A 17,269-nucleotide genomic window follows, 5' to 3' on the forward strand; every position below is an offset into this window, starting at 1 on the left:
GCTTAAGTGTCTGATTTTACTCAGAAATAATGGTCGGGACGGAGTGGTTCGAACACTCGACCCCTAGGCTCTGTACGAAATCCTTTGAAATCTCGATTCCGGTAGAATCTACCGCCATTAAAGCCAGGAGGCCACGATGGCAAAGCGGTATGAACTCCCCGATGCAGCCTGGCATTTGGTTGCCGACCTCTTCACAGAAACCCGTCGCAGCGGACGCCCACGAGCCGATGATCGCCTGATGCTCAACGGCGTCCTTTGGGTGATCTGCTCGGGCGCCGCTTGGCGAGACATGCCAGAGCGTTTCGGCCCTTGGTCAACGGTGTATCAACGGTTTCGCACGGCGCTTTCGATCAGATGCTCAAGCGTCTTCATATCCGGTTGAACGAGCAAGGCTAGATCGATCTGGAAACCTGGATGATCGACTCCACTGCCATTCGTGCAACCCGAGCCTCATCAGGCGCCGGGAAAAAAGGGGGCCTGAAGAACCGCAAGATCACGCGCTCGGGCGCAGCCGGGGCGGCCTGACGACTAAAATCCACATGCTGTGCGACGCCAATGGTGTGCCGCTGCGCTTCCTGCTGTCAGGCGGGCAAGCCAGCGATATTACCTACGCTCAACCATTACTGGATGGGGCTTACATCCCAAGCGTGCGCGGCCGTCCTCGCAAACGCTGCCGATGGCTGTTTGCCGACAAGGGATACGATGCTGAAGCTCTGCGCCGTTACTGTGATCGTTATCGAATGCAACCAGTGATCCCGCTGCGCAGCATGAAACGCAAATCCAAGCCGGGCTTGCCCAGGCTGTTCGATCGACCCAAATACCGGCAGCGCAATACCATCGAGCGCATGTTCGGGTGGCTGAAAGAGAACCGCCGCATCGTTATGCGCTTCGACAAGCTCGCAACAAGTTTTGCGGCAATGGTCTCATTAGCTTGTGCCATGCGGTGTTTGCGACAGTACTTTTCGTACAGAACCTAGCACCCCATCTCATTTTTCATACTTCTTGAAAGCTTCCAAAATTTTACTCTGGATTTTTCCAAGCCCTGCATTTCTTTCAGGAACTCAATACCCTGACGGGCGACTCTCAGTGGTGCTTTGCGAACAAGCAGGATGATGGGCATGTGGATGTGAAAGTGGTGAGCAAACAGGCCGGCGATCGCCAGACCCGATTCAAAACCTCTCACGACGGCGTCACGACGATATGCTGGTGCTTGCCGACGGCCAAAACGTCGACTGGACACCGCATGACCTACGCCGTACGGGCGCAACCATGATGCAGGCCTTGGGGGTCAGCCTGGACGTCATCGATCGCTGCCAAAACCATGTGCTGGCCGGCTCCCGGGTAAGACGGCACTACCTGCATCACGATTATGCCGAAGAGAAGAAGTGTGCCTGGGACCTGTTGGGCGATCGACTCAGCGCCATGTTGTCCTCCACCTACGAGCATCCGTCAGCAGAATCGATGATGTCTTTTCCTGCGTATACCGCGACTGGCTCTTTACCGCCGTCCTAAATCGGTGCCTTTAGTGTTGAGTCCTCATAGTTGCGCAAACATCGCCGAGCACGTTCTTCAGCTTGATTTCGGCTTCATGACCGGTTGAATCCACAGCCAAGAGCGGTCACTGGGAGGCGCCGGGAAAACGAGTTGCGCATCAGAAATGACTGTGAGTGCCAACGCGATGGCTGATATCTTTCCCGCGCTCCAAATCGCGTCCAATCGACGCTGATTTCATCAAGGAAGATAAAAAAAATGAAAATATTATTCATCGCTTCGCTAGGAATTTTATCGCTGACTCAAACATTACTATCCTTCGCGGATAGTGCTAATGGAAAAAATCTCTATCTACAGCGGTGCAGCATGTGCCACGGAATGGATCTCAAAGCAACAGGACTACTGGCCAATAAAAGCAATCCTCCTACACCTGATCTAACAACGTCCGCTTTCAAAAAACGATTAAATGATTATCCGGGCGTGATTGTATCTTCGATAATACTTCGTCCAAATGGAGACTTGATTCCAAGAACCTTGCGTGAGAATGGTGTAAAGCTATCGCCGCACTCATGGAGCATTAAAGATCTGCGCGATTTAAATCAATACATGGGTGGTGTGATTTCACAAAAACGATGACCTTTAAAGTGCCTGGTCTCTCCCCTATTGTTCAAAGGTGGTGTCCCCCCGAACCGGTGTAGACCCTGTGCTGTCACCTTCGATTGGCTGACGCCAGCGCTTGACTCTGTCCCTTGGGGCAACCCGTACCCTGCCTTGTCTATTTCAGGTTCCGCCGTCAGCGGATAAGGCAATCCATGAATACGCTATCGCTGGTCACCGGTGCCAATGGGCACCTGGGCAACACCCTGGTCCGGGCACTGCTCGCCCGGGGGCAACAGGTGCGCGCCGGGGTCCGTGACCCGGACCGAAGCGCAGCCCTGAACGGGCTCGACTGCCAGGTGGTATGCGCCGAACTGCAGGACCCTGACTCACTGCAGGCGCTCAACACGCTATGCCCCGGCTATCGTCTGCCGCGCCGAGCACCAAAAGCCTTGCTGTTGCTGATCGCCAGGCTGCAGGAACAGCGGGCACGGTACACCGGTCAGCCAGCCGAATTGCTGCTCAGCCAGGTGCAGATGTTTTATGGGGTGCGCCAGGTCTACTGCATCGACAAGGCCATCAATGAACTGGGCTACCAGTCGCGCTCGCCGCAGAACGCCCTCAAGCAGGCGTTTACGCACCTGTTGGCGCGCTGATACCGGGCGCAGCGCCAGGCACTGACGTGGGGGCGAATTGCTGGTTGATCTGTTGTTGCAACAGCCTCAGGTGCCGCTCCCGGTCCTGCAAGGCCAGGATCTGCGCTTGCAGTTCCAGGCGCTTGACCTCGATGCCCTGATTGGCCAGCGCAAGGGGAAACGGTGCCTGATGTTGCTTGGCTGCCAGCAGCTCGCTCATCTCCCGCAGTTTGAACCCCACCGCCTGGGCCGTGCGGATCATCTGCACCAGCGTCAGGTGATGGGCCGTGTATAACCGATAACTGCCACGGTGCTGCGGGGTCAGCAGGCCCAGTTGCTCATACAAACGAATGGCTTTGGGAGTGCACCCCGACAACCTGGCAAGTTCACCTATGTACATGTAACGCTCCTCCCTGATCCAACTCCGGCCCGTAGTTTACTGGCTGTGGCCGGATGTTGTCCTGATGCACCCGGTGCTCATGCAGATTCCGTCAGCGGCACCGTCTTGCTTGGGAGAGGGTACAGATTTACTCCATTCATGGATCGGCCACTCTTGGCCAGTTTCTACAGTTTTTTACCGGTAGCTTAGGGTCGATCTCTGCCGGTCATGGTTTCATTGGTAACTTCGTTAGCTGATGTCATGACTGAACCAATCTCAATTATTTTGGCTAGCGCCCCCATGCAACCATTTCAGGTCGCCCCCCAAGAGGTAACCTTCCACATTTTCTATGGAAAGGGCTTCAAGCAGCACCTGCTCCATGATGGCAAAAAAACATTTAATGTGAGCCTGTTTCAATGCCTGAGGCCGGGTCACCAGATAGACTTCCATATCTGGAAGTTGGAGATCCGGGAACAACTCGATCAGGTCCTTCGCCAGAATACGGGGCAGTACTGCCACACCCATTCCTCGCCTCACCGATTCGAGCTGAACCGCGAACGAGTTCACGCTGATCTGCGCACGTTCCAGACCCGCGGCCTTTGCCGCACGCATTTGCGGCAACATGTCCAGCGGAGGAAGCAAGGCAATATTAACCGCAGTGGCCGGGGTCACCCCCGGAAACCGTTTCAGATAACCTGCATCGGCGAATACACCGTAAGCGAGCCTGCCTATTGGTCGATAAATCAGCGACGGTTCGCCTAGATGAGCTGTGCGTACAGCAATGTCTGCCACGCCGCGGACAATCTTGTGAAAGTCGGCTGTGACCATCAGCTCCACCGAGCAACGCGGGTGCAGAGAAGTGAAGCGACTCGCGGCCTCCAGCACACAAGACGAGAAACCCTCTCCTGCACTGACCATGACACTGCCAGATAGCTCTGTGTGCAGCTCGGATTTGCCAACAGCGGTTTGACGCCTCAAGCCCGCTTCCGCCGCCAGGGCAACTTCCACGAGGGATTGGCCCCGCGAGGTCAACCAGCATCCTTCAACGCCCCGCTCGACGAGTGGCTCGCCCAGGGCGACCTCAAGTTGGGTCAACCGGCGGGACACGGTAGACGCCGCGATACCCAGCAACTGGCCAGCTTGAAGGAAGCTGCCACGCCGCGAGACTGCCAACAGCAGACGAAGATCGTCCCAATTTGCTTGCAACGCCATGCGTCCTGTCCTCCCTGGTCTGCATATGTGCAAATCCATTATGCAGTAGTCGCTGTTTTTCGGCAGAGGCCTCAAAGGTATATCTACAGGCCCTCGAAACGAATGGAATGGATTATATGACTACTGGCCCCAACGACTATGCGGAGTGCGCCGCCAGTGCCTTCAATCGCCGTGATGTGGAGGCGATGCTTGCGTTGGTTTGCGAAGATTTCATCTACCTCGATGGTATGGGGATTCAAACCGGTCGCGAAGCCATGCGCAAACGAGAGACTGCGCTGTTCGAAGCGTTCCCTGATGCCCAAGTGACCTTCACCCCATTCATGGTCGCTGACGATCGTTTGGCGCTGACTGCCTTACTGACCGGCACCTTCGCCGCACCCTTGGTGCTGCCAGGCCGGTTGATTGCACCTCATGGACGCCACATTACCGTGCACTACGCCGCACACTTCACCTTCAGAAACGGGCTGGCCATCCGTGAAGAGGCCTTCTTCGACAGTGCGGTGTTGATGCCGTTAGCCGAACAGGGTGAGGGTTGAGCCATGCGCAGTGCATTTGTTACTGGAGCAACCGGCTTGCTGGGCAACAACCTGGTGCGTGAATTGGTCGCTCGTGGCTACACGGTCAAAGGCCTGGTCCGCTCAAGAGCCAAAGGTGAACAGCAGTTCAACAATCTGCCAGGGGTGGAGCTGGTCGTGGGTGACATGGCCGATGTCGACGCATTCGCAGCATCGCTGCAAGGTTGCGATACGGTGTTTCACACCGCGGCGTTCTTTCGCGACAACTACAAGGGCGGCAGCCACTGGAAGGAACTCGAAAAGATCAATGTGTCTGGTACGCGGCGCCTGCTAAATCAGGCCTACCGCGCCGGTATACGACGGTTCATCCATACGTCTTCCATTGCTGTGCTCGACGGCGCACCTGGCATGTCCATCGATGAGACATGTCTGCGGGCCGACGCCGACGCGGATGACTATTACCGCAGCAAGATCCTCGCCGACCGTGTCATCTTGTCGTTCCTGGAAGCACATCCCGAAATGCATGCCTGCATGGTCCTGCCCGGTTGGATGTGGGGTCCTGCCGACATTGGCCCGACCTCCTCCGGACAATTGGTCAACGATGTCGTGAACGGCAAGTTGCCCGGGCTGATCCCTGGCACCTTCTCCGTTGTCGATGCCCGTGATGTGGCAGGGGCGCTGATTGCTGCCGCCAAACAGGGCCGACGAGGTGAGCGCTATCTCGCGGCGGGCCGGCATATGACGATGCGTCAGCTGGTCCCTGTTCTAGGACGTATCGCTGGCGTCAAGACGCCCGTTCGACAACTACCACTGCCCTTTCTGTATACCTTGGCGACTGTGCAGGAGATCTATGCACGCCTGACCGGTAAGCCCATTCTGCTGAGCATGGCCACGTTGCGCCTGTTGGTACGAGAGAAGGACCGCACCTGTTTCAACCACCGCAAGAGTGAACAGGAGCTTGGCCTGAGTTTCCGGGCGCTAGAGCTGACAATCACTGACACCGTGGCGTGGTACCGCGATCACGGCTGGTTTGAAAAGCACAGTGCGCGCGCCTCGAAGAAAAAAAGCTCATCGGTCATGGTCGACAACTGACTTTCAAAGCCGATAATCTCGAGCCTCATTGTGCGGTTTTATGCGGGTACGCGAGGCGTACCTTGAGCTCCCGAAACTGCACTTCCTGGTCAATTACCACACCCCAGAACAAGGACGTAAAATGATGAACAGGGAAATCATCCTGATGCGCCACGGCCAGCCAAAACTGGCTGCAACCGACAAGATCTCGGCGCTCGAGATGAAAGACTGGATCGAGCAATACGACCGATCCGAAATTACCCACCACCCGGTCCCGCATGCCAGCATGCAACTCGCCGCAACCGCCACGGTGATTGTTTCAAGCAGCGCGCCTCGTGCGCTGACCTCCGTCCAGGCGCTCGGCCTGAAGCCTGCACTGGTAGACGCACTTTTCTGCGAAGCACAACTACCTTGTGGGCATTGGAAACTGCCACGGCTATCGCCGTTTACCTGGGCATTTATCTTTCGAGTCTTATGGCTGTGCGGTTACTCACGCAACGTTGAATCCGCCGACACCGCGAGGATCCGCGCCAGCACGGCAGCCAAACGATTGCAGTCCCTTGCCAGCGATGGACCGGTTCTGCTGCTCGGTCATGGCTTTATGAATCAAATGATCGCCAATCAACTGGTAGCCGACGGATGGGCTCGCCAAAAAGGTAACGGCAGACAGTTTTGGAGTGCGACCGTTTATCAGTACGGCAGTGTGTAAGAGGCGGCAGATGGTCGGCGAACCTGGCCATCATGACGGGGGCTGGCAGACCCGCTGTCGAGAGGCCCTTGTCGATGGCGTGCGCCGGTACCGGCGCCTGGATATCGTAAGAAGAAGCGCGGTCGTTAGTATTCATTGATAATAGGCACGCTGCACGTGCATCAGGGACGAATCATTCAAGGGAGAGAAGTCGTGTCAGCCGCATCTGGGAACAGCAAGATTTTTCGACTGGCAACCGCCCAGGCATTGGCGGGTGGTAACTCAGTCATCGTCTATGCAACCGGCGCTATCGTGGGAGACATGCTTGCACCGGATAAAGCGTTGGCGACGCTGCCTATCTCCATTTTTGTCGTGGGCATGGCGAGCTGCACGCTACCTGCCGGTGCCATTGCGCAGCGCTATGGGCGCAGTCTCGTGTTTCTGCTGGGAGCTTTGTGCGGCATCCTGATGGGAGTGCTGGCTACGATTGGCATTTATTTGTCTTCCTTCTTCATTTTCTGTGCTGCGATGCTATTTGGTGGCGCTTATGCCGCTGTGGTGCTGACGTTTCGTTTCGCCGCCGCAGAATGCGTTCCAGAAAACAGGCAGCCCTGGGCGCTTTCAATCGTCATGGCTGCCGGGCTAGTGGCGGGTGTGCTTGGTCCACAGACGGTCACCTATACGATGGACCTGTGGGAGTCCCACCTGTTTATCGCTACTTACGTTGCAGCCGCTTTAATGGCAGTGGTTTCGGCGGCGGTGCTGCTAGGTATCGATTTGCCACGCCATGAGGCAGCTGTTCGTACTCCAGGTCGCCCACTTGCGGTGATTGTTCGGCAGCCTCGACTCATCAACGCCATGCTCTGTGGCGTCATAACTTACACCTTGATGAATTTCCTGATGACTTCGGCCCCACTAGCAATGAAGCATGCGGATCTTTCACTGGAATCATCCAACCTGGCATTGCAGTGGCACGTCATTGCAATGTACGCACCCAGTTTTTTCACTGGAAATCTGATCCGCCGTTTTGGAGCAAACCGCGTTGTGTTGGTGGGTCTGATGTTAACCGGCGTGTCTATTGCTGTCGGGCTTGCCGGTGTGCAGTCCTACCACTTTTATCTATGTTTGGTGCTTCTAGGGATTGGTTGGAATTTCGGTTTTGTCGGCGCCTCTGCACTCGTCCTTCAGAGCCATAAAACAAGCGAAAGAAACAGTGTCCAGGCGCTCAATGATTTCATTGTCTTTGGCGCCGTGGTGCTCGGCTCGTTTGCATCGGGAGGTATTTTGAATCGATACGGTTGGACCGTTATCTGTGCGCTTGCCTTTGTACCTGTGCTGGCGGCTATAGCAACGTTGATGTTGAGCGAGCATCGCGCCTGGCTTTCAATCCAAGAACGCACAAGCTAGTTCCGCGGGACTGGCTTAGCCTCCAGACCATGATTCGATTCACGCTGGATAACCGGTTTTGCGCAGTGGCGATGGCGAGTGCACCTTTTTCAACTTGCTGACACCTCCTTTGTGTGAGGGTGTGGAATGAAAAAGCCCGGCACCAGGCCGTAATGCTGTTCAGTTAAGCGAGAATGATCCACTGTAGGAGCGAGCTTGCTCTCGATGGTCGTTAACGATGCCGCGTGTTTACTGACTAAACGCGGCGCTCTTGAGTCCATCGTCGGAACGCCGCCCGGAGCAAGCTCGCTCCTACAGAATCCTTAACTGAACAGCATTACGGCACCAGGCCGGGCTCTCTGTAGATGGGCCAAATCCCTTTGGCTGACTGCATTATGCTGGATGGATGTGACGAGGGTGTGATCAGGCGCATGCCCCCCCTGTTTCGAGCTCAACAGCAATCTTGCAATAGAGTGTATGCTCGCCAACCTCCGCAATGATCTCAACGCCCATACCAAGCAACTTTCGCTCGTGCGTAATCATTGAGCCCCAGAACCCCGACTTGATCGCTACCTGAACTTGCCTGGTTTTTTTGGAGAGCTTGCGAGCTCAGCAACGCTTGTGGCCAAGGTCGGTGCCGCGTCTTTTTTACTTAGACAACTCCTCGGCGTCGGCAACCATGGTCAAGTATGTTTTAGCAGCTGCAGCAAACCTTCCACATCAGCTAGCGCTGGTGCATGGGCTCCGGCATGGCAGCAAGATATGGATGCGCAAGCCGCTGAAAATTGCAGGCGCTCTCTCAAGTCCACGATCCCCAGCAACTGCGCAGCCAGCCAACCAGCCATACAAGCGTCTCCTGCTCCAACCGTGTCTTGCACCTTCACGGCAATAGCCGGCTGATCGAGTTGGCTGTCCGGGGTGTGGAGAATCATCCCGTGTTCTCCTCGGGTAAAAAGGATCTGCGCCTGGGGATTAAGAGCGCGAAGCTCATCCATTGCCTGGTGTTCTGTCAGCCCTGGATAAATTTGCCGAAGATCTTCATCGGAAAGCTTAATCATGTCAGCAAGGGTGGTCATCGTAGGGAAGGTCTGCTCCCGATAATGGCTATCCATTAAATTGCGCCAGTTCGGATCATAGCTAATCCGTTTACCGGCTTTTTTGGCCTGCTGAGCAATTTTAACAAGCTTGTCTGCAAGTGGCTGTCGAGCCAAACTGATGCAGCTGAAATGACACAGCTCTGCTTGGTTGATCCATCCTTCGGGCATCAGATCCGGATCAAAAAACAGATCGGCCTCTCCAGCAAAAAAGTATCTTGGGGGACGACTCGATGGAACGATGGCGACCAAAGGATCTCGATCTACCCGTTGGATAAACCTCATATCCAATGCTGCCGCTTCCGACTGCGAAACTATCTCGTCACCCAGTGAATCCATGCTCACAGACCCAGCAAAAGCGCTGCTGACACCCAAGCGACTTAGCGCTCGTGCAACGTTCCAGGGAGCACCGCCCGGGTAGCCCTTCCACTGTCCAGGAGTGCCTTGGACAAGGTCGGTCAGGGCTTCGCCAAATACTACTGCGCGAGGCAACACCATCGTCATTTCCTCAATTTTTTGTCGTAGGGATAACTGCTGGTTGATCAGCTTTGACCAGTAATCAACTACTCAATACGCTTGGTGAAAAGCAGGGATCGATGAGCTGAAGGCGTGTTGGCCGACGCGTTCAAACATTAAAACCAGGTTTCCATTTGTATCCCGTATTGCCATACACCTCCGGCTTTGAAGTCCGTCATGCCAAAGGAGTCTGTGGTACTGAATCTGTCCAGATCCGAAGACCAGTTCATGAAGCTTGCGAACACTCGCAATTCGGGACGTGTAAGAAGATCTCCAACCTCGGGTTTGAATGTCGGGGCGACAGTGAATTTCCAAAAGTTACCGTCGACCGCATTACGTTGTAGATAGTCCTTCGGGTCGAGGTTCATGGTTTGCCAGCTTATTTCGTAGGCCATCTCGAAATTGCTGTTGATTTTGTTAGCCAATCGCACGTTCAGGGTCAGCCAGCGGTAGTCGTCACCCTTGACGTATCTATCCTTGCTTTGTTCGGCCAGCAAGCTGGGGCCGATACGCCAGTCAGACGCAAGGGGTGTCTCACCGTAAAGTGCCAGACGCAGAGCGCGAGCATCATCAATCAGTTCACCATCCGAGCCGACGTTCTTGACCTCAGCTCCCAGACCTTGCCCATAGAGCAGCGCCGTTTTGAAGAAGCCTTCCCTGCCGAAAAAGTTTTTCTGGTGATTGGCCAGCATGCTGTGCAAGCCGGAATCCGCAGGCGTCAAACCCGCTGCATTGGTGCGGGTAGCGAAATCGTTTTTCTTTGCGCCGATGGCATTGAACATCCACTGCCACTGACCATCCTCGAAGAACTGGTTGGAGGTCAGGATGTAGCTTTCCACATCGGCACTAAGATCGCCTTGACTGAAATCCCCGTAGTTACGCCCGATCAAAGAGTAGTTCGAACGCCAATTCTTGTTCATCTGCATATCGTAGATTCCACCCCCGGTGCCGGCCAGATAGACAACGTCCGAGTCCAACCAGTGGATATCGAAATTATCTCTATCGAATCGCTTGCCTGCCCACAGGGTGGCGTTCTCGAACACTGAATTGCCCTTGAACGCAGCGACGTGGTCAAGCGCTGTGAATACCTGGCGCACGTTCAGTTTGCTTTCGTCGGCCGTCCAGTCATTGGAGCTTTCCACACCATCGGCGATGGAGACCGTGAATTTGGAACGGGTGCCGTTTTGCGCATAGATTTCTTTCGACAGGTCTATACGCATGTAGGTGTCGTCCTCGTTACCGAGTCGCCCGACTGCACCACCGACTGAACCGGCAGGAGTTTCATAAGGGCCGCCACGACCACCACCCAGCCGATCGTTGATCAGCAATCCGGAGCGGGCGTAGCCGTTGAAGCTGAACCCATCAGTGAGGTGTCCGGTACTGGCCTCTTTCTCCAGGCTTTGCTGACGGGCCTCGAGTTTTGCCAGTCGGGTATCCAAAGCGGGCGCTGAAATTACTGCCGCAGTAGACGCGGCGGGCTGCAAGGGAGCAGTGGCGAGTTTGATCTGCTGCAATTCCCTGGCGAGTGCCTGGGTTTGCTGCTCGGCTGCGGCTGCACGCTTTTCCGCGGCGCTGGCACGGGCTTCAAACGCGGCCATGCGTTCTTCCAGAGTCGCGGCCTGAGAGGTTACCGCCGAGGTGCCGAGCACGCCTGCGAGTAGCCAGCTTGATGCTTTCTGCATGTGAATTTCCTGTTTTGTTTTTATTTTTCTGTTCCCGTGAGCGGCCTTTTTTCGTCAATTGTGAATTGTCAAAATTGACGAAAAAAAGGATGCCTCATCGCAAATACGCTGCTACATTTGGCGATGTTAACGTTAACTTTTCTAAAAACAAAAATAAAGAGGGCTTTATGAAACAGCTAAAAACTCTCCTTCCAGCCGCACTACTCACCCTCTGTGCCGGATTTCCATGCCTCTCGAGCGCTGCCGATTTAACGATCTCGTGTGGCGCGGTGGGTGCGGAGTTACAGCTCTGCAAGGAGGCTGTCGAGGCGTGGTCGAAACAGACTGGCAACAACGTCGAGGTGGTTTCCACGCCTAACTCGGCGACCGAGAGGTTGTCGTTCTATCAACAGATCCTCAGTGCGCAATCCAGCGACATCGACATCATTCAAATCGATATGGTGTGGCCAGGGATGCTGGCCAAACACTTGATGGATCTGCGCGAGGTGCTTCCTGCCAACCCGACCCAAGGCTATTTCCAGGCACAGGTGGATAACGCCACGGTGAACGGACGGCTGGTGACGATGCCGTGGTTCACCGACTCGGGCCTGCTGTATTACCGCAAGGACTTGCTCGAGAAGTACAACCAGCAGGTTCCCCAGACCTGGGAGGAAATGACCGCTACCGCCAGGAATATTCAACAGGCCGAGCGCACTGCCGGGAATCCCAATGCGTGGGGTTACATCTTTCAAGGGCGCGCCTACGAGGGCCTGACGTGTAATGCACTGGAGTGGATCAGCAGCCAACCGGAAGGCGGACTGGTCAATCCACGAGGTGACATCGTGGTCAACAACCAGGCTTCAAGAACGGCTTTGACCCTGGCGAAAAGCTGGGTGGGAGACATCTCCCCGCGTGGCGTACTCAACTACACCGAGGAAGAAGGTCGTGGCGTATTCCAGTCGGGAAATGCGCTGTTCATGCGTAACTGGCCTTATGTCTGGGCGTTGGTGCAAAGCCAGGACAGTGCCGTAAAAGACAAGGTCGGGGTCGCTCCCCTGCCCCGCGGCGGCGAGACCGGCAGCCATGCCTCCACCCTCGGTGGCTGGGGCCTGGCGGTATCGCGCTACAGTGCCCATCCAAAACTTGCCGCCGAGCTGGTGAGCTACCTGACCCGTGCCCAAGAGCAAAAACGTCGTGCCCTGATAGGCGCCTATAACCCGGTTATCGAGTCGCTGTATCAAGATCCCGAATTGCTCGCGGCAATGCCTTATTACGCTCAGTTGCACAGCATTCTCAACGATGGGGTCATGCGCCCTGCCTCAATCACTGCCGATCGCTATCCAAGGGTCTCCAATGCGTTCTTCGATCGAGTGCATGGCGTGCTGGCGGGCGAGTTGCCTGTCGATCAGGCGCTGGCCGAACTGGAAAGCGAACTCACGCGCATCAAACGCCGGAACTGGTAAGCCACAAGGAAGGAAATCACCATGTCTGTTTCTACTACCCATGATCCCTGTGACGAGTTCCTGCTCGCCCGGGAAACGCCCGTACAACGTCGCCGGGTACGCGCCGCCTGGCTGTTTCTGACGCCGATGTTGCTGTGCCTGGCCCTGGTGGCAGCGTGGCCGCTACTGCGCACATTCTGGTTCAGCCTGACCGACGCCAACCTGGCGGACACCGGTGGCGGTTCCTTCGTTGGCCTGAGCAATTATCTGTTCCACAACGGCTCCAGCTGGTCGGGCATCCTGGTCGATCCGCAATGGTGGAACGCGGTGCGCAACACCTTGCATTTCACCGTGGTGTCAGTGGGCCTGGAAGTCGTATTGGGTCTGCTGGTGGCGTTGCTGCTGAACATCAAGTTCACCGGCCGCTCTCTGGTGCGCGCGTTGATTCTGATTCCCTGGGCGATTCCCACCATTGTCTCGGCGAAGATCTGGTCATGGATGCTTAACGACCAGTTCGGCATCATCAATCACCTGATGCTGAGCCTCGGCCTGATTGACGCTCCCCTGGCCTGGACGGCCGATGCAGACCTGTCGATGTGGGCGGTGATCATCGTCGATGTCTGGAAGACCGTCCCGTTTGTCACGCTGCTGATGCTAGCGGCCTTGCAGATGTTGCCGAGTGATTGCTACGAAGCCGCCAGGGTCGATGGCATTCATCCGCTGAGGGTGTTCTGGCGTGTCACGCTTCCCCTGCTGATGCCCGCCTTGTTGGTGGCGGCGATCTTCCGCATCCTCGATTCGCTACGGGTATTCGACGTGATCTATGTGCTGACCTCGAACTCGTCGAGCACCATGAGCATGTCGGTGTATGCCCGCCAGCACCTGGTGGAGTTCCAGGACGTCGGTTACGGCAGCGCGGCCTCGACGCTGCTGTTTCTGGTGGTTGCGGTCATCGCCATGCTTTATCTCTACCTCGGACGCCGTCAATTGGAGGTCCGGTCATGAGCCCGCGCCTACTGAAAAAAACGTTGTTGCGCCTCGGGTTCTGGTGCCTGATCGGGGTGTTGCTGCTGTATGCGGTCTTCCCTTTCTACTATGCCATCGTGACTTCGCTGAAACCGTCCAGCGCCTTGTTCGAGGTGAGCTACTGGATCGATAACCCCGATTTCTCCAATTACGCGGCGGTACTCCATCAAGCCTCATTCCTGCGAGCTATCGGTAACTCGCTGGTGGTAGCGCTGTGCGTGGTGACGCTGGCGCTGTTCCTCAGCCTGACCGCCGCCTATGCCTTGGGCCGGGTGAAGTTTCGTGGGCGAGGCACGGTCTTGATGATGGTCCTTGGCGTGTCGATGTTTCCCCAGGTCGCGGTGCTGTCGGGGTTGTTCGAAGTGATCCGCGCCCTGGGTCTGTACAACACCTCCTGGGCATTGATTCTGAGCTACACGATTTTCACCCTGCCCTTCACCGTCTGGGTGCTGACCACGTTCATGGGGCAACTGCCCCATGAACTGGAAGAAGCGGCAATCATGGATGGCGCTTCACCCTGGGTCACGCTGACCCGAGTGCTGTTGCCACTGCTCTGGCCCGCACTGGTCACCACTGGCTTATTGGCTTTCATCGCAGCCTGGAACGAGTTCCTGTTTGCCCTGACCTTCACCCTCACCGACACGCAACGCACGGTACCGGTCGCCATCGCCTTGATTTCCGGCGGCAGCCCTCATGAGTTGCCTTGGGGGTTGTTGATGGCCGCATCGGTGCTGGTCACCGTCCCACTGGTGATTCTGGTGCTGATCTTCCAGCGCCGAATCGTTTCCGGTCTCACTGCCGGCGCGTTAAAGGGTTGATGCCCAACAAAGACAAGGAACAGCATCGTGATCAAATTGAAACTGGACAACGTGAACAAACAATTGGGCGGCGCGCGGATTCTTCGCGACGTCAGCCTGGAAATCGCGGCGGGTGAATTCGTGGTGTTCGTCGGCCCTTCGGGCTGCGGCAAGTCGACCCTGCTACGACTGATCGCCGGACTGGATTCGATCTGCGGCGGCGACCTGCTGATCGACGGGCGTCGGGTCAACGACCTGGAGCCGCGCGAGCGTGGCGTCGGCATGGTGTTTCAGTCTTATGCGCTGTACCCGCACATGAGCGTCTACGACAACATCAGTTTTGGCCTCAAACTGGCCAAGACGGAAAAAACCAGCCTGCGCGAGCGCGTGCTGAAAACCGCGCAGATCCTGCAATTGGACAAACTGCTGCAACGCAAGCCAAAGGAACTGTCTGGTGGGCAGCGTCAACGTGTGGCCATGGGCAGAGCCATGGCGCGGGAACCGGACATTCTGTTGTTCGATGAGCCGCTTTCCAACCTGGATGCCTCGTTGCGGGTGCAGATGCGCAACGAAATCGCCCGACTGCATGATCGGCTGAGCTCGACCATGATCTATGTCACCCACGATCAGGTTGAAGCGATGACCCTGGCCGACAAAATTGTCGTGCTCAATGGTGGTCGCGTAGAACAGGTCGGCTCACCACGTGAACTCTACGAGCGCCCGGCCAGTCGCTTTGTCGCCGGTTTTCTCGGTTCGCCCAGAATGAATTTTCTGGAGGCGCGCCTGCATGCGCCAGGTAAAACCAGCCTGATTCATACCCCCGTATTGGGGATGAGCTCGCTGCCCTTCGACAGCTCGAACCTGGCGGCGGACGCTCAGATGAGCCTGGGAATTCGCCCGGAACACGTGTCGCTTAAGGCGGCGGATGGAACCGCCGGCGTCGTCGTGACCGGGGTCGAGTATCTGGGCAGTGAAACCTATGTGCACCTCGATACAGGTCAGGACGAGCCACTGATCTGTCGTTGCGAGGTCAACGCCGGATGGCAGGCGGGCGATCGGGTCGAGCTGCAACTGGAGTTCGACAATCTGCATCTGTTCAACGCCGATGGCACTGCCTTGAGTCGCCACCCACAAGCTATTGAAACCCTGCCGGATGGCGTCTCTCTGCGTTCGGCACGAGCAAGCGTCCTATGACTGTGTATTTGAATCCTATGAACGACCCAATGTCTTCCGCCCTTGACCTTGCGCAGCATGCGCTGAGTGATGGCCTGACTCGCGTCATCCACGATTATCGACCCGGTTATCATCTTGCCCCCCCGGCGGGCTGGATGAACGACCCTAACGGGGTAGTGTACTTTCGTGGCGAATATCACGTTTTCTATCAGCATTACCCCTTCGACGCGAAATGGGGCCCGATGTATTGGGGCCACGCCAAGAGTGCTGATCTGGTCCATTGGCAGCACCTGCCCATTGCGCTGGCACCGGGCGATGACTTCGACCGTGACGGATGTTTTTCCGGTAGCGCAGTGGTGTGTGGAGATACCTTGGCACTGATCTACACCGGACACACCTGGCTGGGGGAAGTGGGTGACGAACGCTCGATCCGTCAAGTCCAGTGCCTGGCCACCAGCACCGACGGTATTCGGTTCGTCAAGCATGGCGCCGTCATCGACACCGCGCCGCAAGGCACGATCATGCACTTTCGTGACCCCAAGGTATGGCAGGAGGATGACTGCTGGTACCTGATTGCCGGCGCACGTCTGGGCGATGTGCCGTTGCTCCCGCTGTACCGTTCCACGGATCTGCACGCCTGGGAGTTCCTCGATTATGTGTCCAGCGGCAGTGAGGGCGATGGCTATATGTGGGAGTGCCCGGACCTGTTCCGACTCAACGGACGCGATGTGCTGCTCTACTCCCCCCAGGGTATGCAACCCCTGGGTTACGATCGGCTCAACAAATACCAGACCGGTTATCGAGTGGGCCGACTCGACAGCGAATGGCACTTCACCGGCGGGCCTTTTATCGAGTTGGATAACGGCCATGATTTCTATGCCGCGCAAACGCTATTGGCCGCCGATGGTCGGCGCCTTGTGTGGGCATGGCTTGACATGTGGGAAAGCCCGATGCCGAGCCAGGCCCATCATTGGTGTGGCATGCTCGGTTTGCCGCGCGAACTTGAACTGTGCGCAGATCGCCTTTGCGTGTATCCGGCACGGGAGCTCACCGCTCTGCGCATGACTCTATTGCCTGGTACTCCATGGTGGGAGGAGTCGGGAACCCGGTGCGTGCCGCAAGTGAATGGCGACATGCTCGAAATCCATGTGCACCTGGATTTACTCGGTTGCACCGATGGCCACCTGGGAATCGCGTTGCGCTGCAGCGACGACGGCCATGAACAAACCCTGCTCTACTACGATGCGGCGTTGCGGCGTCTGGTGCTTGACCGCAGCCACTCTGGTGCGCAAGTCACAGGCCAGCGCAGCGTGTCGATAGACCCGACACAAGAGCGACTGGCACTGCGTGTGTTCCTCGATCGCTCGTCCATCGAGGTGTTCGACGAAAACGGGCGCTTCAGCCTCAGCAGTCGCCTCTATCCGCGGCCCGACAGTCTGGGCGTGAAGCTGTTTGCCAGCGGGAGTGGCGGGCGTGTCTCGATTCCCAAGGCATGGGCTCTCGGCTCTGGATGGCTATGAGCAGCGTCATTCGAGTCGCGAGAAGCCCGGGCCCTGTGTCATGATTCTGCGTCAACCTGACCGGGC

The 17,269-nt window shown here is 56.6% G+C and carries 15 protein-coding genes and 2 pseudogenes; 13 read left to right on the forward strand and 4 right to left on the reverse strand.

The window, feature by feature from the left end:
- The first annotated feature begins 136 nt into the window (after positions 1 to 136).
- The 4 genes and pseudogenes from PPUTUW4_RS28255 to PPUTUW4_RS17045 all read left to right on the forward strand — a co-directional run bounded on the left by PPUTUW4_RS28255 (position 137) and on the right by PPUTUW4_RS17045 (position 2,744).
- Positions 137 to 977 (forward strand): annotated as a pseudogene (locus PPUTUW4_RS28255) (IS5 family transposase).
- Between the two features lie 62 nt (positions 978 to 1,039).
- A pseudogene (locus PPUTUW4_RS17040) lies at positions 1,040 to 1,512 on the forward strand (tyrosine-type recombinase/integrase); the annotation flags it as partial.
- A 237-nt stretch (positions 1,513 to 1,749) separates the two neighbouring features.
- On the forward strand, positions 1,750 to 2,127 hold the full coding sequence (locus PPUTUW4_RS28260) for a hypothetical protein (protein WP_015095815.1): 378 nt from the start codon (positions 1,750 to 1,752) through the stop codon (positions 2,125 to 2,127).
- Positions 2,128 to 2,303: 176 nt separating this feature from the next.
- A complete protein-coding gene (locus PPUTUW4_RS17045; RefSeq protein WP_015095816.1) occupies positions 2,304 to 2,744 on the forward strand; it encodes an NAD(P)H-binding protein in 441 nt (146 codons plus the stop codon).
- Here the strand turns inward: PPUTUW4_RS17045 and PPUTUW4_RS17050 are convergent.
- Together PPUTUW4_RS17050 and PPUTUW4_RS17055 are read right to left on the reverse strand one after the other, a co-directional pair.
- A complete protein-coding gene (locus PPUTUW4_RS17050; protein ID WP_015095817.1) occupies positions 2,722 to 3,123 on the reverse strand; it encodes a MerR family transcriptional regulator in 402 nt (133 codons plus the stop codon). The genes PPUTUW4_RS17045 and PPUTUW4_RS17050 overlap by 23 nt on opposite strands.
- Before the next feature lie 255 nt (positions 3,124 to 3,378).
- Complete coding sequence (locus tag PPUTUW4_RS17055) at positions 3,379 to 4,314, reverse strand: LysR family transcriptional regulator (protein ID WP_015095818.1); 936 nt, start codon at positions 4,312 to 4,314, stop codon at positions 3,379 to 3,381.
- A gap of 116 nt (positions 4,315 to 4,430) precedes the next feature.
- Between PPUTUW4_RS17055 and PPUTUW4_RS17060 the strand changes: the two genes are divergently transcribed.
- The 4 genes from PPUTUW4_RS17060 to PPUTUW4_RS17075 all read left to right on the forward strand — a co-directional run bounded on the left by PPUTUW4_RS17060 (position 4,431) and on the right by PPUTUW4_RS17075 (position 7,995).
- Positions 4,431 to 4,850, forward strand: a complete 420-nt coding sequence (locus PPUTUW4_RS17060; RefSeq protein ID WP_015095819.1) for a nuclear transport factor 2 family protein — start codon at positions 4,431 to 4,433, stop codon at positions 4,848 to 4,850.
- Positions 4,851 to 4,853: 3 nt separating this feature from the next.
- A complete protein-coding gene (locus tag PPUTUW4_RS17065) occupies positions 4,854 to 5,921 on the forward strand; it encodes an SDR family oxidoreductase (RefSeq protein ID WP_015095820.1) in 1,068 nt (355 codons plus the stop codon).
- Between the two features lie 124 nt (positions 5,922 to 6,045).
- Complete coding sequence (locus tag PPUTUW4_RS17070; RefSeq protein WP_041475064.1) at positions 6,046 to 6,609, forward strand: phosphoglycerate mutase; 564 nt, start codon at positions 6,046 to 6,048, stop codon at positions 6,607 to 6,609.
- 192 nt (positions 6,610 to 6,801) lie between these two features.
- Positions 6,802 to 7,995: an MFS transporter gene (locus PPUTUW4_RS17075; RefSeq protein WP_015095822.1), complete on the forward strand. Its 1,194-nt coding sequence runs from the start codon at positions 6,802 to 6,804 to the stop codon at positions 7,993 to 7,995.
- A gap of 662 nt (positions 7,996 to 8,657) precedes the next feature.
- Here the strand turns inward: PPUTUW4_RS17075 and PPUTUW4_RS17080 are convergent.
- Positions 8,658 to 9,566, reverse strand: a complete 909-nt coding sequence (locus PPUTUW4_RS17080) for a carbohydrate kinase (protein ID WP_041474911.1) — start codon at positions 9,564 to 9,566, stop codon at positions 8,658 to 8,660.
- A gap of 134 nt (positions 9,567 to 9,700) precedes the next feature.
- On the reverse strand, positions 9,701 to 11,266 hold the full coding sequence (locus PPUTUW4_RS17085; RefSeq protein ID WP_015095824.1) for a carbohydrate porin: 1,566 nt from the start codon (positions 11,264 to 11,266) through the stop codon (positions 9,701 to 9,703).
- A 167-nt stretch (positions 11,267 to 11,433) separates the two neighbouring features.
- Between PPUTUW4_RS17085 and PPUTUW4_RS17090 the strand changes: the two genes are divergently transcribed.
- The 5 genes from PPUTUW4_RS17090 to PPUTUW4_RS17110 are packed head-to-tail and all read left to right on the forward strand — an operon-like array spanning position 11,434 to position 17,203.
- The gene (locus tag PPUTUW4_RS17090; RefSeq protein WP_015095825.1) at positions 11,434 to 12,708 is read left to right on the forward strand and encodes an ABC transporter substrate-binding protein; all 1,275 of its coding nucleotides are present in this window, start codon (positions 11,434 to 11,436) and stop codon (positions 12,706 to 12,708) included.
- 21 nt (positions 12,709 to 12,729) lie between these two features.
- On the forward strand, positions 12,730 to 13,692 hold the full coding sequence (locus PPUTUW4_RS17095; protein ID WP_015095826.1) for a sugar ABC transporter permease: 963 nt from the start codon (positions 12,730 to 12,732) through the stop codon (positions 13,690 to 13,692).
- Entirely contained in the window at positions 13,689 to 14,531 is an 843-nt protein-coding gene (locus PPUTUW4_RS17100; protein WP_015095827.1) for a carbohydrate ABC transporter permease, read from the forward strand. Before PPUTUW4_RS17095 ends, PPUTUW4_RS17100 begins: the two co-directional genes overlap by 4 nt.
- Before the next feature lie 27 nt (positions 14,532 to 14,558).
- Positions 14,559 to 15,704: a sn-glycerol-3-phosphate ABC transporter ATP-binding protein UgpC gene (gene ugpC / locus PPUTUW4_RS17105; RefSeq protein WP_015095828.1), complete on the forward strand. Its 1,146-nt coding sequence runs from the start codon at positions 14,559 to 14,561 to the stop codon at positions 15,702 to 15,704.
- Positions 15,701 to 17,203 (forward strand): glycoside hydrolase family 32 protein, encoded by a 1,503-nt coding sequence (locus tag PPUTUW4_RS17110; RefSeq protein ID WP_015095829.1) that lies wholly within the window; start codon positions 15,701 to 15,703, stop codon positions 17,201 to 17,203. The genes ugpC and PPUTUW4_RS17110 overlap by 4 nt, the downstream gene beginning before the upstream one ends.
- Positions 17,204 to 17,269: the final 66 nt, after the last annotated feature.

Source organism: Pseudomonas sp. UW4 (assembly GCF_000316175.1).
In the GTDB taxonomy this organism is placed as follows: Bacteria; Pseudomonadota; Gammaproteobacteria; order Pseudomonadales; family Pseudomonadaceae; genus Aquipseudomonas; species Aquipseudomonas laurylsulfatiphila.